Here is a 14,429-nt window from a genome sequence, read left to right on the forward strand (position 1 = left end):
GGAACCATTCAGTGCGTCTTGAGACGCTGTGCCAGTAATATGCCCTTTTAGGGCTGGTGCATACCACCAGTTTAACTGGTGGTTTTGATTAGGCTATTGAAGAATATTCTGGTTCTGCAGGCTGCTACGAGAGATTTTGTGCATCTTCTGCGGCAAGCGCATGATTAAAGGCCGCAATGGCAACCTCTATCTGGCATTCGTCCGGTTCGCTGGTGGTAAAGCGCTGCAGCAGCAGGCCGGGGGCGCTGATTGCCCGGGCAAACCATGAGCTGCTGTAGGCGGTGCATTTAAAAAGCTCAAAGGTAATGCCCGCTACCAGCGGCATGAGCAGCAGGCGGATGAGAATATTCAGCCACATGCTGTGCCAGCCGACAAACGAGAACAGCACAATGCTCACCATCACCACCAAAAACAGATAAGACGTGCTGCAGCGCACATTTTTGGTGGAGTGCTTCATTACATTGATGACTGTCAATTCATTATCGTTTTCATAGCAGTTTATGGTCTTATGCTCGGCGCCGTGGTACTGCCACATGCGCTTGATATCCTTTGCGCCCGAGGCAAGCGCCATATATCCGAACAATATTGCAACCTTTAAAACTGCTTCGGCAAGATTGTAAAGAATTGCCCCGGCAAGCGTTGCCTTATTAAAGGGCAGCAGCCCAACCACAAGGTTTGGCAGCAGGATAAAGATGCCGATGCTTAACAACAGCGACAGGGTTAACGCAAAGTAGATGAGCACATTGTCGGCCTTGCTGCCGAACAAACGCTCCAGTAATCGTTCAAACTTAGAGCTTCTGTGTGATTCTTCCTCTTCGGTAAACGAGGCGGAGTACATCATTGCCTGCATGGAGAGTGCCATCTGCTTAAAGAAGCCGACCGCTCCCCGCAGGATAAACAGCTTGGAAAGCCTGCTCTTTGCGGGCAGCGGGCGCAGCTCCACGGCAATCTCGCCGTCGGGTTTGCGTATGGCAATCGCGGCGGTTTTGGGGCCGATCATCATCAACCCCTCCAGCAGAGCGGAGCCGCCGACTGTGGATTTTTTCATAGTAGTTCCATCGGCTGAAAGGATTCCTTCAGCCTGTTCCTTTCCGGTTATGCTATATCAGCAGCGTGGTGAGCATCAGCACCAGCAGTACCGCAACAGCCGGCGTTCTGAACAATACAGCCTCTACCGTGCTGATTATCGGCGCGCTGCGGTATACATGGTTAAACTGGGCAGCAAGGATTTTGGGGCAGTCAAAGCAGGAGAGCGTTTCTTCAATACTCTGCCTGCTGCTGAGCCCCTTCACCAGACATTCATTATAACGGGTATAGAGCGCCTGCCGTATTTCCTCGGCAATGGCAGACCTTTCGGCCTCCCCGGTGCGCAGAGAGGCGGAAAGCTGCTGTAAGTATAGCTCAAACTCAGGTATTTCCATAGATGAATCTCCCCAATACGTCGATATACAGCCTCCAGTTTTCCTGCTCGGCTGCCGCCGCTTTGCGGCCCTCTTCGGTAATGCGATAGTACTTGCGGCCCGGCCGCCCCGGTTCCGCCTCTGCCCAATACCCCTCCACAAGGCCCTTCTTTTCAAGCTTGTGCAGGGCGGGGTAGAGGCTGCCCTCCTTGAGCTGAACCCGGCCGGCGGTTAGGCTGTGTACCGTTTTGGTAATCTCGTAGCCGTATTTGTCGCCGTCAAGCAGGGTGGAGAGCAGGATAAAGCCCATGCTGCCTTTTATAAAATCGCCGTTTTCCATCTTTGTTATCATTCCATTCAAACAAGCTGTTTCTTTGGGTAAAGTATAAACCTATATACATAGAATGTCAAGGTATATAGATACATTTGCTACAAAAATAGAGGCTCCGAAGAGCCTCTAAGGGAGTAGCTGCCTGTTAATAACCGTACCGATATCCTCCACCGCCAGCCAGTTGTTGCTGCGGCTCGCAGATTCATAGTTCAACCGTTCGTACCGGATTACCGCAACAGGTAATTACCCGCACCAGATTGTCGTAGCTTAAAAACACCGTGGCGGTGTTCTCGTTAGGGTGCACCCCGATGCAGGCGCTGCCTTCAAGGTCGCTGTCAAACACCACCTCGACGGTATGCCCGGTGTCGTTAAGCACACCGAAGGGGGTTACCGAGCCTTTGGTAAGGCCAAGGTACTGCATCAGCCGCTCCTGCGAGGCAAAGCTTAAGGGGGTGCAGCCGAGCTTATCGCGCAGGGCCTTCAGGTCGGCGGTTTTATCCTGCCGAAGCACCACCAGAAAGTGCCGCCTGCCCTTGAAATCGCGCAGGAACAGGTTTTTTACTACGCTCTCGCCGTGCGGCAGGTGCAGTGCGTCCATCTCGTCGATGGTGTATACTGCAGGGTGGTTCACTGCCTCATAGGGAATATTCAGTTGCTTTAAGGTGTCAAAAACCACTTGTTGTTTATCCATAACAAACTCCAAAACTTATGAAATTCAGCCACTAACGAAAACGGCGGGGAAGCAGACCGACAAAGTAAACGATAATAATCAGCTCAAACAGCAGCCCCCAACCCGTTGCGCCGATGATAAAAAAGATGGTATCGGGCTTTATCAGCAGCATGAACGCGATAAAGCAGCAAACTGCCGAAAGGATGCTTAACACGAACAGCGCACGCCCGAAGCGGTAGTCGCTTTTGCGCAGAAACAGCCCCAGAAACAGGACAGAGAATGGATAAAATATCGTCCAGGAAATTAGCTCTATGGTTCTGGGCAGGGAATCTCCCGCAGCGTAGAGATTGTATAGGCTGTATGCCGCATCAGGGCTTGGCAGCATGATGTACCATATGCCTAAACCTCTTCCCAAGGTAATAAGCAGCATGAAAAGCGCCGCGAAAGTTCGCGCCAGCCTTGCAGAAGGAACCTCTTTGACACTGCCGCACACCTGATCGGCAAATATCAGGTAGGCTAAGCCCGAGAGTAAAACCACAAGATGGGTAATGAGCTGGACCGTGCGGTTGTTTTCAAGGTTTAAGCCGAAACAGAAAATAAGACCCAGTAAAATTAGATAGGCTAAACCAAGTAACAGCAACACCAGAGAAGATGCTAACAGGCTGCGGGTGTTTTGAGGTTTTAGGGCAGTATCCATTTTGCAAAACCCTTTCATGATGTCTTTATGGCTATAAACAGCAGCACCGCAAAGGGTATGCCTACCCCCGCGGTGCCAAACTAATTATTTACGGTGCGGTGCTGATAGTGCCGGAGCCGGGGCTGTAAAGATATTTGGCAAACTCACTGTCGGGGCTTATAACAATCTTGGCGCCGCTGCCCTTGAGGGTTTTGCGGTAGGTTTCAAGGGTTTTATAGAACTCGTAGAATTCGGGGTCTTTGTTATAGGCCTGATTATAGATCTCGGCGGCATCGGCATCGCCCTTACCGCGGATGGTCTGCGCCTCGGCACTGGCCTCGGCCTTAAGCTTGGCGGCCTCGTAGTCGGCGCCGGACTTAATCTTCTGCGCCTCTTCCTTACCCTCGCTGCGGTACTGGCGAGCCATCTGCTCACGCTCGGTGCGCATGCGGTTGTAGATGTTCTCGTTGTTCTCGGTGGGCAGGTCGGTACGGCGTATCTGAATATCCAACAGCTTGATGCCGTAGCTAGCCATGGTGGTATTCAACTCGTTGATATTCTCCTGCAGCATCCCCACCACATACTCTTTGTTGGAGATGATGTCCTTCGAGGTGGTTTTACCAACCTTTTCGTTCATCTTGGAGTACATCAGGTCCTCTACGCGCTGGCTGGCGGAGTTCATAGAGTTCATGGTGATCTTGAACTGCACGGGGTCTACAATCCACCACTGCGCGTTGTTATCAAGGATAATCTTCTTTTTGTCGGAGGTAATCACCTCGCGGGGAAGGGTATCGTAGGTGATCAGACGGTTATCGAACTTCTCGATGGTGTCTATAAACGGCACCTTGAAGTGAAGGCCTGCACCCTGAGTGAGCTTTACGGTCTTGTAGCGGTCCTTGCTCTGAAGGGCGGCATATTCCTCGGCGGTGAGGTTGTTCACGTTTACCTCAATAATCTCACTGAAGCGGGATTTGATGGCGTGCTCGGTTTCGTTTACGGTATAGAAGCACTGTGACAAAACAATCAGAACAATCAGCGCAAGAACGCCGATTAAAATCCATTTGCCCGCCTTTTTAATCTGTTTATCTACATCAGCCTGCCGAACCTGCTTATTTACAAAGTCGGCATCATATACGTTATCCATTAACAATCACTCCTTCCTGTTTACTTGCTGACGGTGCTGGCAGTGTTGCTGCTCGAGGTTTGAGCAGCGGTGCTGCTGGAAGTGCTCGGTGTGCCGGAGCTAATCACAGGGCTGGTTGAGCTGTTCATGTTAAACAGCTTCATGCCGTTTTTGTCATCCATGATATAGATATCCACGCCGTTTAATACCTCGGCCATGGTTTCCAGGTACATTCTGGCTCGGGTGGTTTGGGTGCCCTGCATATACTTTTCATACAGCTGTTCGTAAGCGGTAACCTCTGCCTTAGCGGTGGCTACACGCTGTGCCGCGTAGGCATTGGCCTGATTTACGGCAGCGGCGGCGTCACCTCTGGCGGTGGGGATTACCTCGTTTTTATAGGCGTTGGCTTCGTTGATATAGGCGTTTTTGTCCTCTCTGGCGCCAGCAACGTCGCGGAAGGCGGCGTCAACCTCTTTGGGCGGGTTTACATCCTGCAGCTGCACGCCGACGATTTTAATACCGCTGTCGTATTTGTCGCAAACCTTCTGAAGGTCCTGCATGATCTCGCTCTGTACGGCAGACTTGTTGCCGGTAAGCGATTCATCCAGTGTGTGGTTGGCCACTACGCGGCGGATAGCCGATTCGGCTATGATTTTTAAGGTACCCTCAATGTCGCTTACCTTAAACAGGTACTGCATGGAATCTTTGATTTGATACTGCACGATGGTCTCTACCAAAGCGATGTTCTCATCGCTCGTGAGCATCTTGGCGGTTTCGTAATCATCCTCGAACTGGTTTGGGCCTACGGTTTTAAAACCGAACTCCAGACGGTACACGTTGTTTACATCCACAACGGTTTTATCATCCACAAACGGGATTTTGAAGTTGATACCCGGCTGTGTAACGGTTTTTATGTACTTACCGAAACGCTGGATGACAACCTCCTGACCGGTATGGATTGTATAGAAAGAATTTGCAAACACAACCAGCGTAACCAGCACGATTAATACGGCGGCAACGATGGTTTTGACTGCTTTGGTACGATTCACTTCTTTTTCCTCCCACAGTAATATAGCCATGTATGGCTTTCATCTAGTGTATCATGGAGAACGTCTATTCGCAAGGGGCGCGGCTGTTACGCTTGTGAACAAATTGCAAATTTCTGACGAAAATATCAGCTATTTGGCTTGTATTGTAATCGATTTCATAGTATACTGGTTTCGACCTGAGGTGTGCAACAGAATCTTCCAAGATTCCTGCTGCTTTTTATGCAACAACAAGAAGGAGCATGCGTGAAAGTTCTTTCACGCCTGGAAAGCCGGCATCCGCTGCGCGGCATTATTATTTATACCGCCACTCCGGCGGCTGAATGGAGTTTATTATGAGCTATGACATCTACTTGTACGGCATGATTTTGCAATCCACCGCATTTCTGCTGAAGGACACCTACCCTGTTGCCGATACCTACGGCGAGATCAGCAAAAAATACCGCCTGACGGGCGGTGAGACCGGAACCGCCGCTACCGTGCTGGCGAGCCTTGGGTGCACCATAAAGATGGACGGCAACTACTTAGGGCGAAACACCAAAGACCTGATACAGCGTTTTTATGCCGAACGCGGCGTGGATATTTCGCGCATGACCTATGACGAGAGCTTTGAGGGGCTGGAGGATTATATCCTCATCGACCAGAACACCCGCACCTGCTTTGGCACCTTTAACGAGTATTTTACCAACGGCTTAAAGCGTTGGAACCTGCCGATGCTCGAGGATATTTTAAAGGCTAAGGCGGTGGGGATTGACCCGTTTATAGAGGAGGGCGCGCTGCTAGGCTCACGCCTGTGCGTGCAGGCCGGGGTGCCTTATGTAACCATCGATTGCCGCTACAACAGTGAGCTCAGCCAAAACGCGGCGATAAACGCGCTATCCAATGAATTTATTTCAAGCACCTATAAGGACGCTGACCGTGTGGAGCTGCTGAAGGCCTATGCCGAGCACAGTAAGGGGCTTATCATCTTTACCCACGGCGGCAAGGACTTGATGTATATGCGCCGCGGCGGCGAGGTGAAATATATGCCGGCATTCAAGGCCGAGGTGGTAAGTACCCTTGGCGCGGGCGATACCTTTAAGGCCGGTTGTGTTTATGCGCTATACAAGGGCATGAGCGACGAGGATACTGTGCGGTTTGCGGCAGCGACGGCCGCCTCTGCGGTAGAGCACTTCCCCATACCGCTTGACCCGCCCACACTGGAGCGTATTCACCGGTTTATTGACTAAAAACGGCACAACGCTTATACTCTGCTAAAGGAGTGATGGTATGTACCCTGATATCTTGACGGTTGGCCCGTTTACCATACACGGCTACGGCTTAATGATTGGAATAGGTATTCTTTGTGCGTTTTTTGTGGCCGAGTTTCGGGCAAAGAAGCGTGATATGAATACAAATATCATATACGGACTTGCGTTTTTTGCATTGATATTCGGCTTTGTGGGCGCAAAGCTGCTGTTTGCGTTGGTGAACCTGCCATCGGTTATTAAGAACCCCATGCTGATGCTCTCGGGCGCCGGCTTTGCGGTGCAGGGCGGTATTATCGGCGGCGTAGCGGCGGGTATCCTCTTCTGCCGAATCAAGCATGTTGAGTTTTTGCAGTATTGTGATGTTCTGATACCGTCGGTGGCTCTTGCGCAGGGCTTTGGCAGAATCGGCTGCTTTTTGGCGGGCTGCTGCTACGGGCGCGAGACCGATTCGATATTCGGTATAATCTTTAACAACTCGCCCTATGCGCCAAACGGCGTGAGGCTGTGGCCGACGCAACTGATGTCTGCCGCGGGAAACTTTTTGATAGCGGCGGTGCTGATTCTATACGCCAAAAAACCGAGGGCGGCGGGCAGGGTATCTGCCCTGTATCTGGTGATGTTCGGCGGCGGACGGTTTATTGTGGAGTATTTCAGAAGCGGCTACAGTGCCATGGTGGGTGTTTTCTCTGCCGGGCAGTTTATTTCGCTGTTTATTCTTGCGGCGGGGCTTATGCTGTTTTTTAAGGATTTTATTATCGGAAAGGTAAAGCGGGCGGCAGGAAGATAAGCAACCTATGGGTGAAACTGCGCGCTTTTTTCTATGCGCAGCCCATACTTTGACAAAAAATGATATAGATGCTATACTGTGCACGTATCACCAGGTGATATGTTTTTAAAAAGACAACTCTTATGAAAGGAGGATATACAATGAAGATAAAAATAACGATTGATTGCATGCGGAGGGCAACACCTCTGTAGCTTGGAGGAAAAATGAAAAAGGAAAAACTAAGTATCGGAACAATCCCTGCACTGATATGGGGAGAAAAATCCGATAAAGTATATATCTTCGTGCATGGAAAAATGTCCTGCAAGGAAGAAGCCGAGGTATTTGCTGAAATTGCTGAAGACGAAGGCTATCAGACCATCAGTTTTGATTTGCCGGAGCATGGCGAAAGAAGAGCAGACACTTCCTATAAATGCAATATCATCAATGGAATTTCGGATCTTACAATGGTGGGTGATTATGTGTTTGACCATTGGGAAAGCGTGTCGCTGTTTGGATGCAGTCTGGGTGCTTTTTTTAGTTTAAACGCTTATCGCAACAGGAGTTTTGATAACTGCCTGTTTCAGTCGCCTATTGTAAACATGGAACACTTGATCAGGCAAATGTTTTTATGGTTTGATGTGACCGAGGAAGAGCTGAAGGCGAAAGGGGAGATTCCCACGCCGTTTGAAACGCTTTCGTGGCCTTATTTCTCCTATGTGAAGGAACACCCGATTGATAAGTGGTCTGTTCCGACACATGTTTTATATGGAGCAAAGGACAATCTTCAAAGCAGAGAGGTTATTGACGCGTTTGTGCAGAGATTTCATTGCGACCTTGATGTAGCGGAAAACAGCGAACACCCCTTTATGGGTGAAGGAGACCAGGAGATTGTAAAGGCGTGGATGAAGAATAGTCTGCGCTGCGGCAAAACTATATAGTGAGTTAAGAGCGGGCGGCGTTGGCTGCCCGCTCTTTCTCTGTTTTATATAGCTTGCAGAAGGGTGAGCGGGCTTATGCAGCGGCCTGATGAGCTAAGTGGTCAGCTCAAGCCGTTACAGCATGCATATACCGTGATCAAGCCCTGTTTTTTGGTTGACAAGCACGGCGAACTATGATATAGTAAGTGAAAAATCATCTTTATTTAGTTGGCAGTTATGATTGCTGTTTTATAGTTGTTTCACGTCTTGGCATATAGGGTGGAAAGCTTCGTTTGAAGTTATCCACTTTTTGTTTTGCATATTTACAGGATTGAAATGGGGTGAAGTAGATGTCGTTTGGTCAAGCAGTAATTGTAGCGTTATTTTGCATGGCGGTTGTTTTTTTGGCACTTATAGTTTTATCAGTGATTTTAAGCCTGTTCTCTGCACTTATTCAATTCATGGAAAAGAAGAAGAATAATGCGGCCCCGGTTAGTAATTCTAAAACTTAAATGAGCTTCTAGCACTTGAGGAGGATTAAAATTGTGTTTATCGATTCGCTTATAAAATTATGGAATGACTCCGGCTTTGTGGCTTTAACATGGCAATCGCTTGTTATGATAATTATTGCCTGCGTTCTTGTGTACTTAGCCATTGTTAAGAAGTTTGAGCCGCTTCTTTTGCTGCCCATTGCCTTTGGCATGCTTCTGGCGAATCTGCCGCTGACTGGTTTGATGGCCGGCGCAAGCGGTTCAGAACCCGGAGGACTTTTATACTATCTGTATCAGGGCGTTAAACTGGGTATATATCCGTCCCTTATATTCTTGGGCATCGGTGCAATGACCGATTTCGGCCCGCTAATTGCCCGCCCAAGCAGCCTGTTGATTGGTGCCGGCGCGCAATTCGGTATCGCTGCCGCATTTTTAATAGCCATAGCATTAAATTTTACCCCGCAAGAAGCCGCATCAATAGGCATTATCGGCGGGGCAGACGGCCCTACGGCTATCTATCTTACCACAAGGCTTGCGCCGCATTTGCTGGCCCCCATTGCCGTTGCCGCCTATTCGTACATGGCGCTTATTCCGCTGATCCAACCACCGATCATGCGTTTGCTTACCACCAAAAAAGAGCGCCAGATTAAGATGGAGCAGGTTCGGACCGTATCGAAGCTGGAGAAAATCTGCTTCCCGATTGTTGTATCCATCTTAAGCATATTGCTCTTGCCGTCTGTAGCACCGCTGATTGGTATGCTTATGCTGGGCAACCTGTTCAGAGAGTCCGGCGTTGTAGAAAGACTTTCAGAAACGGTACAGAATGCACTGATTAACATCGTAACCATTTTCCTTGGCGTTACCGTTGGCGCTACCGCGGTTGGTTCGGAGTTCTTAAAGCCCAGAACCCTGATGATAATCGGGCTTGGGCTTACCGCCTTCATGTTCAGTACTGTGGGAGGACTTTTAATAGGAAAGCTCCTGTGTTGGGTTACTAAAGGCAAAATCAATCCGCTTATCGGTTCTGCAGGCGTATCTGCTGTGCCTATGGCCGCACGCGTATCACAGATTGAAGGACAAAAAGCAAGGCCCGGAAACTATCTGCTGATGCATGCAATGGGGCCGAACGTAGCCGGTGTTATCGGCTCGGCTGTAGCTGCCGGTATACTGCTCTCGCTATTTGGAAAGTAAACTAAACATATAAAAACCGAGCCGCCAGCTAACTGCTGGCGGCTCGGTTTTTTGCATTCATCCGTAATGTGCGTGCGACAGAACGACTATTTAAACTCATTACAAGAAGATTATAGGCTGCTGATTATGCCCGAAATTATTGCTTCAGCGGGAATTGCTGCCGGCAAGCTCGTTAAGCCCCTGGGTGGTGTACCATATCGCCTGCTCCAGCAGCTTAACCCCACAGGGCAGCAGGGCATAATACTGCCTGCGGTACTGCTCGGCCAGCATGGGATAGGAGCAGTCTAGGGTAAGCTCTTCACCGAGCAGGGTGATACTGAGCTGGGCGGGCTCGTTCACCTTCATGGCGAGCAGGCGGGTTTCAGACGATGCCCGCACCATAAGCGACTGCCGCTCGCAGAAAAGCATGGCGGCGAATACCAGTATCATGATGACGGTAAAGCTGAAGGTGCAGATAAACACATGAAGGCTTTTTCTCATAATAAACGTCCTCTTTATAATCAGAGACTGCGCAACGGTTAAGGCTGTTGCGCTTTTTTATGGAGTGATTATGTTCCCTTGTACTTGTTAAACAGGCTTACAAGGCTTTTACCCACCAGCTCACCGGAATACTTCGCCTCGGAGAGGGTATTGCCGTGGCTGCCAACCTCAATGAGCAGCGAGCCGGTAGTGAGGTTTTGGTTATAGAGACGGTAGCAGAGCATTACCGGGCGGGTAAGCCCGGGGTAGAGGGTTTCCATCTCGTTTTGCAGGCGCGCCGCAAAGCGCAGGTTCTCCTTCCACTTGGGGTAGTTCATGGTGCCGTCGTCGCAGCCCGAGATGATCATTACCTGTGCGGCGTCCTTGCCGTCGATGGTGGTTACGCAGCTTAACCTGCTGCCGTCGCGCTCGATGGCGTCGCGGTGGATATCCAGCACCACCTTGATAGAGGGGTACTTCTTCAGGTAGGCCTTTACGGTTTTGGCGCTGCGGTCGTAGCTGCCGTTGTAGGAGGGGTAGTCGTGCAGCGTTTTATCGTGCAGCACTTTGATACCCGCGGCGGTAAGCTGCTTCTCAATCTCGGTGCCCACGCTGATAATGTTTTCGGCCTCGTTGGTGGAACGGCTGTTGTAGTTTTTGTCGTAGTACTCGGTATCCTTTTCAAAGCTCTCGGTGGCGTGGGTGTGCATGATGAGCACCTGAGGCTTGTCGTTATGGTAGATCTTAAAGGCGATGTCCTTGTTCATGTATTCGTTGATCTTAGAGGCGGAAAGCTTGGTGGAGTTCTTGACAATCCCATTTTTATAGGCAAGGTAAAGAGTTGAAAGGGTGGTTTTTATATTGAGGTTTTCACGCAGAATGGTGCCCCGGCTTGCCGGAAGCGGTAACTGTGACGAGGCTGCCTGCTGTGCGGCCTGAGAGGAAACCGCATTTTGGGGTACATCCGGCAGGATATCGGCGGCGTTTTCGATCGGCTCGCTGTCTTCTGCGGGAATCAGCTCGTCGGGGCTGACGATATCGGGCAGGTAAACCTCGTCGTCGCTTACGGACTCCGCTTCATTCGGGGCAAATACGGCGGCGCTTCCATCCGGCAGCGCAAACCGGGCCGAAAGAGCCAAAATGCGTTCGGCCAGCCCGCCGTCCAGCATCAGGCCCTGATAAACGGTAAAAAAGCCCGCCCCCAAAACCAAAAGAGCCAGCATGAGCGGAACATATCGGGTGATGTTCAGACGTCTGCGCATAGCGATGACCATTCCTTTAAGGAGAAAATAACCTGTACCATATGGGTGGTGCACAGGTATTCATTACTATGCGCGACCGGGCTTTTTTATACGAGGGCATGTCCGGAAGGTTATTGATGATTCGTTTTTGCAGTGAGAGGTGTGCATTACCCGCGCATGTAGGGGCGCTTACTAAGCGCCTGCGGGCCTAAACGTAACCGCGTATGTTTGAGATTCCGATGAACCGCAAACGCGCAATGCGCGCCCCTGCAAAATGCTTAAGCGTCGCAACGCACAGAGGTTGTTGCCTACGGCCTATCTTCTGCACTGTCTACCCTACCAGCATCTGAATATCCTCCAGCGCCATGGTGGGCTGCAGCGCCTTGTTGATGGCAAGACCGAGCACTTTGGCCGCACGGTCCATCATGACGTCTACCTCGCGTGGGGTTACCATCATGGCGGCGCCGCGTGGCTCCACCTTCTGCCGGGTTGTGTCACTTTCATCGTTCAGCAGGTCGCAGGCGATGGTTGCGGCGTCTACCACCGTAGGGATGCCGATGGCAATTACGGGAATACCCATGGTTTCGCGGTTAAGTGCCTTGCGGGCGTTCTGCACGCCGCTGCCCGGCACGATGCCCACATCCGTAATTTGAATGGTGCAGCCCAAACGGTCAAGGCTTTTGGAGGCCAGCGCGTCGATGACAATCACCGCCGAAGGCTTAATCTCGCGTGCCACCGAAGCGATAATCTCGCCGGTTTCCACCCCTGTCTGCCCCAGTACGCCGGGGGCGATGGCGGCAACGGGGGTAAGGTCGCCTAATCCAACCTCTCGCGCAACCTCTTTCTTAATGTGGCGGGTAGCCAGTATCTGCCCGGCCACATCTGGCCCGAGGGCATCGGGCGTGATGCTGCGGTTGCCAAGGCCCGCCACCAGCACGAGCTGGGGGTTTGGGGGCAGCATACGGGCAATTTCCCCGGCGATCATCTCAATCTCTTTGTAAGAGGCGTCTATGCTCCCCGTAAAGGGCGGTGCCTGAATGGTGATATAGTTCCCAACCGGCTTACCCAGCTTTTGAGCACCTGCCTCGTTAAGCACGGTGATGCGGGAGATTTGAATATTCTCTATGCTCTCCTCACTGCTCTGCACGCCCTCAATGTTCTGCGCGCCCAGCAGCTCGCGGCTTTCCATGGCAAGGTCGGTGCGGTATAAACGGTTTGGCATGAAATAAAACATCCCTTTCGCTTGTGTAATTCTAATCCAGTAAAGCTGAAACCGGCTTGCAGGCGGATTATCTGTAGTATTATTGGATGAATCAGGCCGATTTATTAATATTTTTCTTCAAACCCCTTGCTTTTTTCAAAGTTTGGTGCTAATATTATTGTTACTGTCATATGCAAGGAGGTGCGCCGATGCCTAATATTAAATCCGCTAAAAAGAGAGTTAAGGTTACCGAGGTGAAGAACGCTCGTAACAAAGCGTTAAAGAGCAACCTGAAAACCTTAATTAAGAATGCTGATGCAGCTATTGCAGAGAATTCCGGCAATAAGGATGCTCAAGTAAAGCTTGCTATCAAGAGGATTGACCAGGCTTGTGCAAAGGGCCTGCTTCATAAGAACACCGCAGCAAGGAAGAAGTCGAGCCTTGCATGCAAGCTCAACAAGGTTGGCTAATCCATCCCTGGTTTTATTGCTGTTTTTATACCGAAAACAAAAATGAAGCAGTTCTTCCTTCGTTAAGGTGGTACTGCTTTTTTGTTTTACATTTTTTCTGTGAGCTTCTTTCTGATGATTCAATGGTAGTTCTCTATCTTTTTTTGATGGAAGCGCAGACCATAGTTAGCATTATTTCTTCATTGCTAATTCTGTGCTGCCATGTTAAATTGAGATAGAAATCAGAGGGAGGGCGAACACATGAAGATATCGAAACTGCTAACAGGTTTTGCGATAGTTACCGTGATGGTTTTAACTGTTGTTCCTATGACATATGCCGCATCCACCAACACCAATGTAACCATTGCACAGGGCCCCTTAACCATCAGCCCGGTTACAATAGAAAGCTTTGGGCAGGTAACGCTCAGCGGTCAGGATCAAACTGCTGATGCAACAATCAACGATTTTACCGTAACCGATGCGCGAGGCAATGCAAAGGGCTGGTCGGTACAGGTATCGGCAACACGCTTTGCAAACGGAACAAGCCTGCTGCATGACGGAGCGTTGACCTTGTCGGGTACTAATGGCGCTGCGGTGGGCCACTCCGACAAGTTTGAACAAAGCTACATAAACAATGCCCTTACGGTAACCACCGTACCAAGCAACTATGTCGTTGTTCCGGTTTCTAAAGGAAAGGGCACCTTCTCTTTCAGCGGCGGAAAACTCACTCTTGAGCTTTGGCCGAGCGAAGTGATAGAGGGAACCTATACCTCCACCGTTACCATCGACACCGTAGCCAATATAAGCTGATAATTATGGTATAAAGAAACCATACCGGACACATTATAAAATGTCCGGTATGGTTTTTTGTTTGTAGCTTCAGCGCAAAAAACCACCAGCTCTGCTGGTGGAATTAGAACGCTTATAGCGAAAAGAGGTCCTCCAGTGATAGAATGATGAAGGTTCACCAACCGCATCAAAAAACAAAGGAGGACATGTCAATGGATGACATAAATAGTTTAACACATTCGAAATGGAGATGTAAATATCATATAGTATTTGCACCGAAGTATAGACGACAAGAAATATATGGACAAATCAAGGTGGATATAGGGCAGATACTTAGGAAATTATGCGAACAAAAAGGGGTGGAAATAATAGAGGCACAGGCATGCCGCGACCATATACACATGATGGTAAGCATACCACCGAATATAA

The 14,429-nt window shown here is 50.0% G+C and carries 18 protein-coding genes; 8 read left to right on the plus strand and 10 right to left on the minus strand.

Annotation, left to right across the window (positions count from 1 at the left end):
• Positions 1-124: 124 nt before the first annotated feature.
• From BLR50_RS13645 to hflK, 7 genes are all read right to left on the minus strand, one after another.
• Positions 125-1,048, minus strand: coding sequence for a DUF1385 domain-containing protein (locus BLR50_RS13645; RefSeq protein WP_092643529.1), 924 nt, complete (start codon positions 1,046-1,048; stop codon positions 125-127).
• Positions 1,049-1,100: 52 nt separating this feature from the next.
• Positions 1,101-1,421: a hypothetical protein gene (locus BLR50_RS13650; protein ID WP_092643532.1), complete on the minus strand. Its 321-nt coding sequence runs from the start codon at positions 1,419-1,421 to the stop codon at positions 1,101-1,103.
• Complete coding sequence (locus tag BLR50_RS13655) at positions 1,408-1,752, minus strand: PadR family transcriptional regulator (RefSeq protein WP_092643535.1); 345 nt, start codon at positions 1,750-1,752, stop codon at positions 1,408-1,410. The genes BLR50_RS13650 and BLR50_RS13655 overlap by 14 nt, the downstream gene beginning before the upstream one ends.
• Positions 1,753-1,933: 181 nt before the next feature.
• Entirely contained in the window at positions 1,934-2,422 is a 489-nt protein-coding gene (locus BLR50_RS13660) for a prolyl-tRNA synthetase associated domain-containing protein (RefSeq protein WP_092643538.1), read from the minus strand.
• Between the two features lie 31 nt (positions 2,423-2,453).
• Entirely contained in the window at positions 2,454-3,098 is a 645-nt protein-coding gene (locus BLR50_RS13665) for a hypothetical protein (RefSeq protein WP_092643541.1), read from the minus strand.
• 88 nt (positions 3,099-3,186) lie between these two features.
• On the minus strand, positions 3,187-4,221 hold the full coding sequence (gene hflC / locus BLR50_RS13670) for a protease modulator HflC (protein WP_092643543.1): 1,035 nt from the start codon (positions 4,219-4,221) through the stop codon (positions 3,187-3,189).
• A 20-nt stretch (positions 4,222-4,241) separates the two neighbouring features.
• Positions 4,242-5,249 carry an FtsH protease activity modulator HflK gene (gene hflK / locus BLR50_RS13675; protein WP_162840456.1) on the minus strand — a complete coding sequence of 336 codons (1,008 nt, stop codon included), beginning with the start codon at positions 5,247-5,249 and terminating at the stop codon, positions 4,242-4,244.
• A gap of 332 nt (positions 5,250-5,581) precedes the next feature.
• On the opposite strand from hflK, the gene BLR50_RS13680 reads away from it, so the two are divergent.
• The 5 genes from BLR50_RS13680 to BLR50_RS13700 all read left to right on the plus strand — a co-directional run bounded on the left by BLR50_RS13680 (position 5,582) and on the right by BLR50_RS13700 (position 9,861).
• On the plus strand, positions 5,582-6,475 hold the full coding sequence (locus BLR50_RS13680; protein ID WP_242871775.1) for a PfkB family carbohydrate kinase: 894 nt from the start codon (positions 5,582-5,584) through the stop codon (positions 6,473-6,475).
• Between the two features lie 40 nt (positions 6,476-6,515).
• Positions 6,516-7,283 (plus strand): prolipoprotein diacylglyceryl transferase, encoded by a 768-nt coding sequence (locus BLR50_RS13685; protein ID WP_092643549.1) that lies wholly within the window; start codon positions 6,516-6,518, stop codon positions 7,281-7,283.
• Positions 7,284-7,486: 203 nt separating this feature from the next.
• Positions 7,487-8,200 (plus strand): alpha/beta hydrolase, encoded by a 714-nt coding sequence (locus BLR50_RS13690; RefSeq protein WP_092643552.1) that lies wholly within the window; start codon positions 7,487-7,489, stop codon positions 8,198-8,200.
• 329 nt (positions 8,201-8,529) lie between these two features.
• Complete coding sequence (locus tag BLR50_RS14905; RefSeq protein WP_092643555.1) at positions 8,530-8,691, plus strand: OadG family protein; 162 nt, start codon at positions 8,530-8,532, stop codon at positions 8,689-8,691.
• Between the two features lie 30 nt (positions 8,692-8,721).
• Positions 8,722-9,861, plus strand: coding sequence for a sodium ion-translocating decarboxylase subunit beta (locus BLR50_RS13700; protein WP_423230294.1), 1,140 nt, complete (start codon positions 8,722-8,724; stop codon positions 9,859-9,861).
• A 144-nt stretch (positions 9,862-10,005) separates the two neighbouring features.
• Here the strand turns inward: BLR50_RS13700 and BLR50_RS13705 are convergent, their stop codons facing one another.
• The 3 genes from BLR50_RS13705 to gpr form a co-directional block, all read right to left on the minus strand.
• Positions 10,006-10,341 (minus strand): hypothetical protein, encoded by a 336-nt coding sequence (locus tag BLR50_RS13705; protein WP_092643558.1) that lies wholly within the window; start codon positions 10,339-10,341, stop codon positions 10,006-10,008.
• 68 nt (positions 10,342-10,409) lie between these two features.
• Complete coding sequence (gene spoIIP / locus BLR50_RS13710) at positions 10,410-11,594, minus strand: stage II sporulation protein P (RefSeq protein WP_092643560.1); 1,185 nt, start codon at positions 11,592-11,594, stop codon at positions 10,410-10,412.
• 298 nt (positions 11,595-11,892) lie between these two features.
• Positions 11,893-12,783, minus strand: coding sequence for a GPR endopeptidase (gpr, locus tag BLR50_RS13715; RefSeq protein ID WP_092643563.1), 891 nt, complete (start codon positions 12,781-12,783; stop codon positions 11,893-11,895).
• Positions 12,784-12,971: 188 nt separating this feature from the next.
• On the opposite strand from gpr, the gene rpsT reads away from it, so the two are divergent.
• The 3 genes from rpsT to tnpA all read left to right on the plus strand — a co-directional run.
• Positions 12,972-13,232, plus strand: coding sequence for a 30S ribosomal protein S20 (gene rpsT, locus BLR50_RS13720; RefSeq protein ID WP_092643565.1), 261 nt, complete (start codon positions 12,972-12,974; stop codon positions 13,230-13,232).
• 240 nt (positions 13,233-13,472) lie between these two features.
• Positions 13,473-14,021, plus strand: coding sequence for a WxL domain-containing protein (locus BLR50_RS13725; protein WP_092643568.1), 549 nt, complete (start codon positions 13,473-13,475; stop codon positions 14,019-14,021).
• A 191-nt stretch (positions 14,022-14,212) separates the two neighbouring features.
• Positions 14,213-14,429, plus strand: a 217-nt coding sequence (gene tnpA, locus BLR50_RS13730; protein ID WP_143008119.1) for an IS200/IS605 family transposase, incomplete at its 3' end; no start/stop codon positions are given.

It is taken from the genome of Acetanaerobacterium elongatum (assembly GCF_900103835.1).
Lineage (GTDB): Bacteria > Bacillota > Clostridia > Oscillospirales > Ruminococcaceae > Acetanaerobacterium > Acetanaerobacterium elongatum.

Coding starts and splice junctions, on each gene's coding strand:
- BLR50_RS13645 (WP_092643529.1), bottom strand. CDS start 1,048: ATGAAAAAATCCACAGTCGGCGGCTCCGCTCTGCTGGAGGGGTTGATG.
- BLR50_RS13650 (WP_092643532.1), bottom strand. CDS start 1,421: ATGGAAATACCTGAGTTTGAGCTATACTTACAGCAGCTTTCCGCCTCT.
- BLR50_RS13655 (WP_092643535.1), bottom strand. CDS start 1,752: ATGATAACAAAGATGGAAAACGGCGATTTTATAAAAGGCAGCATGGGC.
- BLR50_RS13660 (WP_092643538.1), bottom strand. CDS start 2,422: ATGGATAAACAACAAGTGGTTTTTGACACCTTAAAGCAACTGAATATT.
- BLR50_RS13665 (WP_092643541.1), bottom strand. CDS start 3,098: ATGGATACTGCCCTAAAACCTCAAAACACCCGCAGCCTGTTAGCATCT.
- hflC (WP_092643543.1), bottom strand. CDS start 4,221: ATGGATAACGTATATGATGCCGACTTTGTAAATAAGCAGGTTCGGCAG.
- BLR50_RS13680 (WP_242871775.1), top strand. CDS start 5,582: ATGAGCTATGACATCTACTTGTACGGCATGATTTTGCAATCCACCGCA.
- BLR50_RS13685 (WP_092643549.1), top strand. CDS start 6,516: ATGTACCCTGATATCTTGACGGTTGGCCCGTTTACCATACACGGCTAC.
- BLR50_RS13690 (WP_092643552.1), top strand. CDS start 7,487: ATGAAAAAGGAAAAACTAAGTATCGGAACAATCCCTGCACTGATATGG.
- BLR50_RS14905 (WP_092643555.1), top strand. CDS start 8,530: ATGTCGTTTGGTCAAGCAGTAATTGTAGCGTTATTTTGCATGGCGGTT.
- BLR50_RS13705 (WP_092643558.1), bottom strand. CDS start 10,341: ATGAGAAAAAGCCTTCATGTGTTTATCTGCACCTTCAGCTTTACCGTC.
- spoIIP (WP_092643560.1), bottom strand. CDS start 11,594: ATGGTCATCGCTATGCGCAGACGTCTGAACATCACCCGATATGTTCCG.
- gpr (WP_092643563.1), bottom strand. CDS start 12,783: ATGCCAAACCGTTTATACCGCACCGACCTTGCCATGGAAAGCCGCGAG.
- rpsT (WP_092643565.1), top strand. CDS start 12,972: ATGCCTAATATTAAATCCGCTAAAAAGAGAGTTAAGGTTACCGAGGTG.
- BLR50_RS13725 (WP_092643568.1), top strand. CDS start 13,473: ATGAAGATATCGAAACTGCTAACAGGTTTTGCGATAGTTACCGTGATG.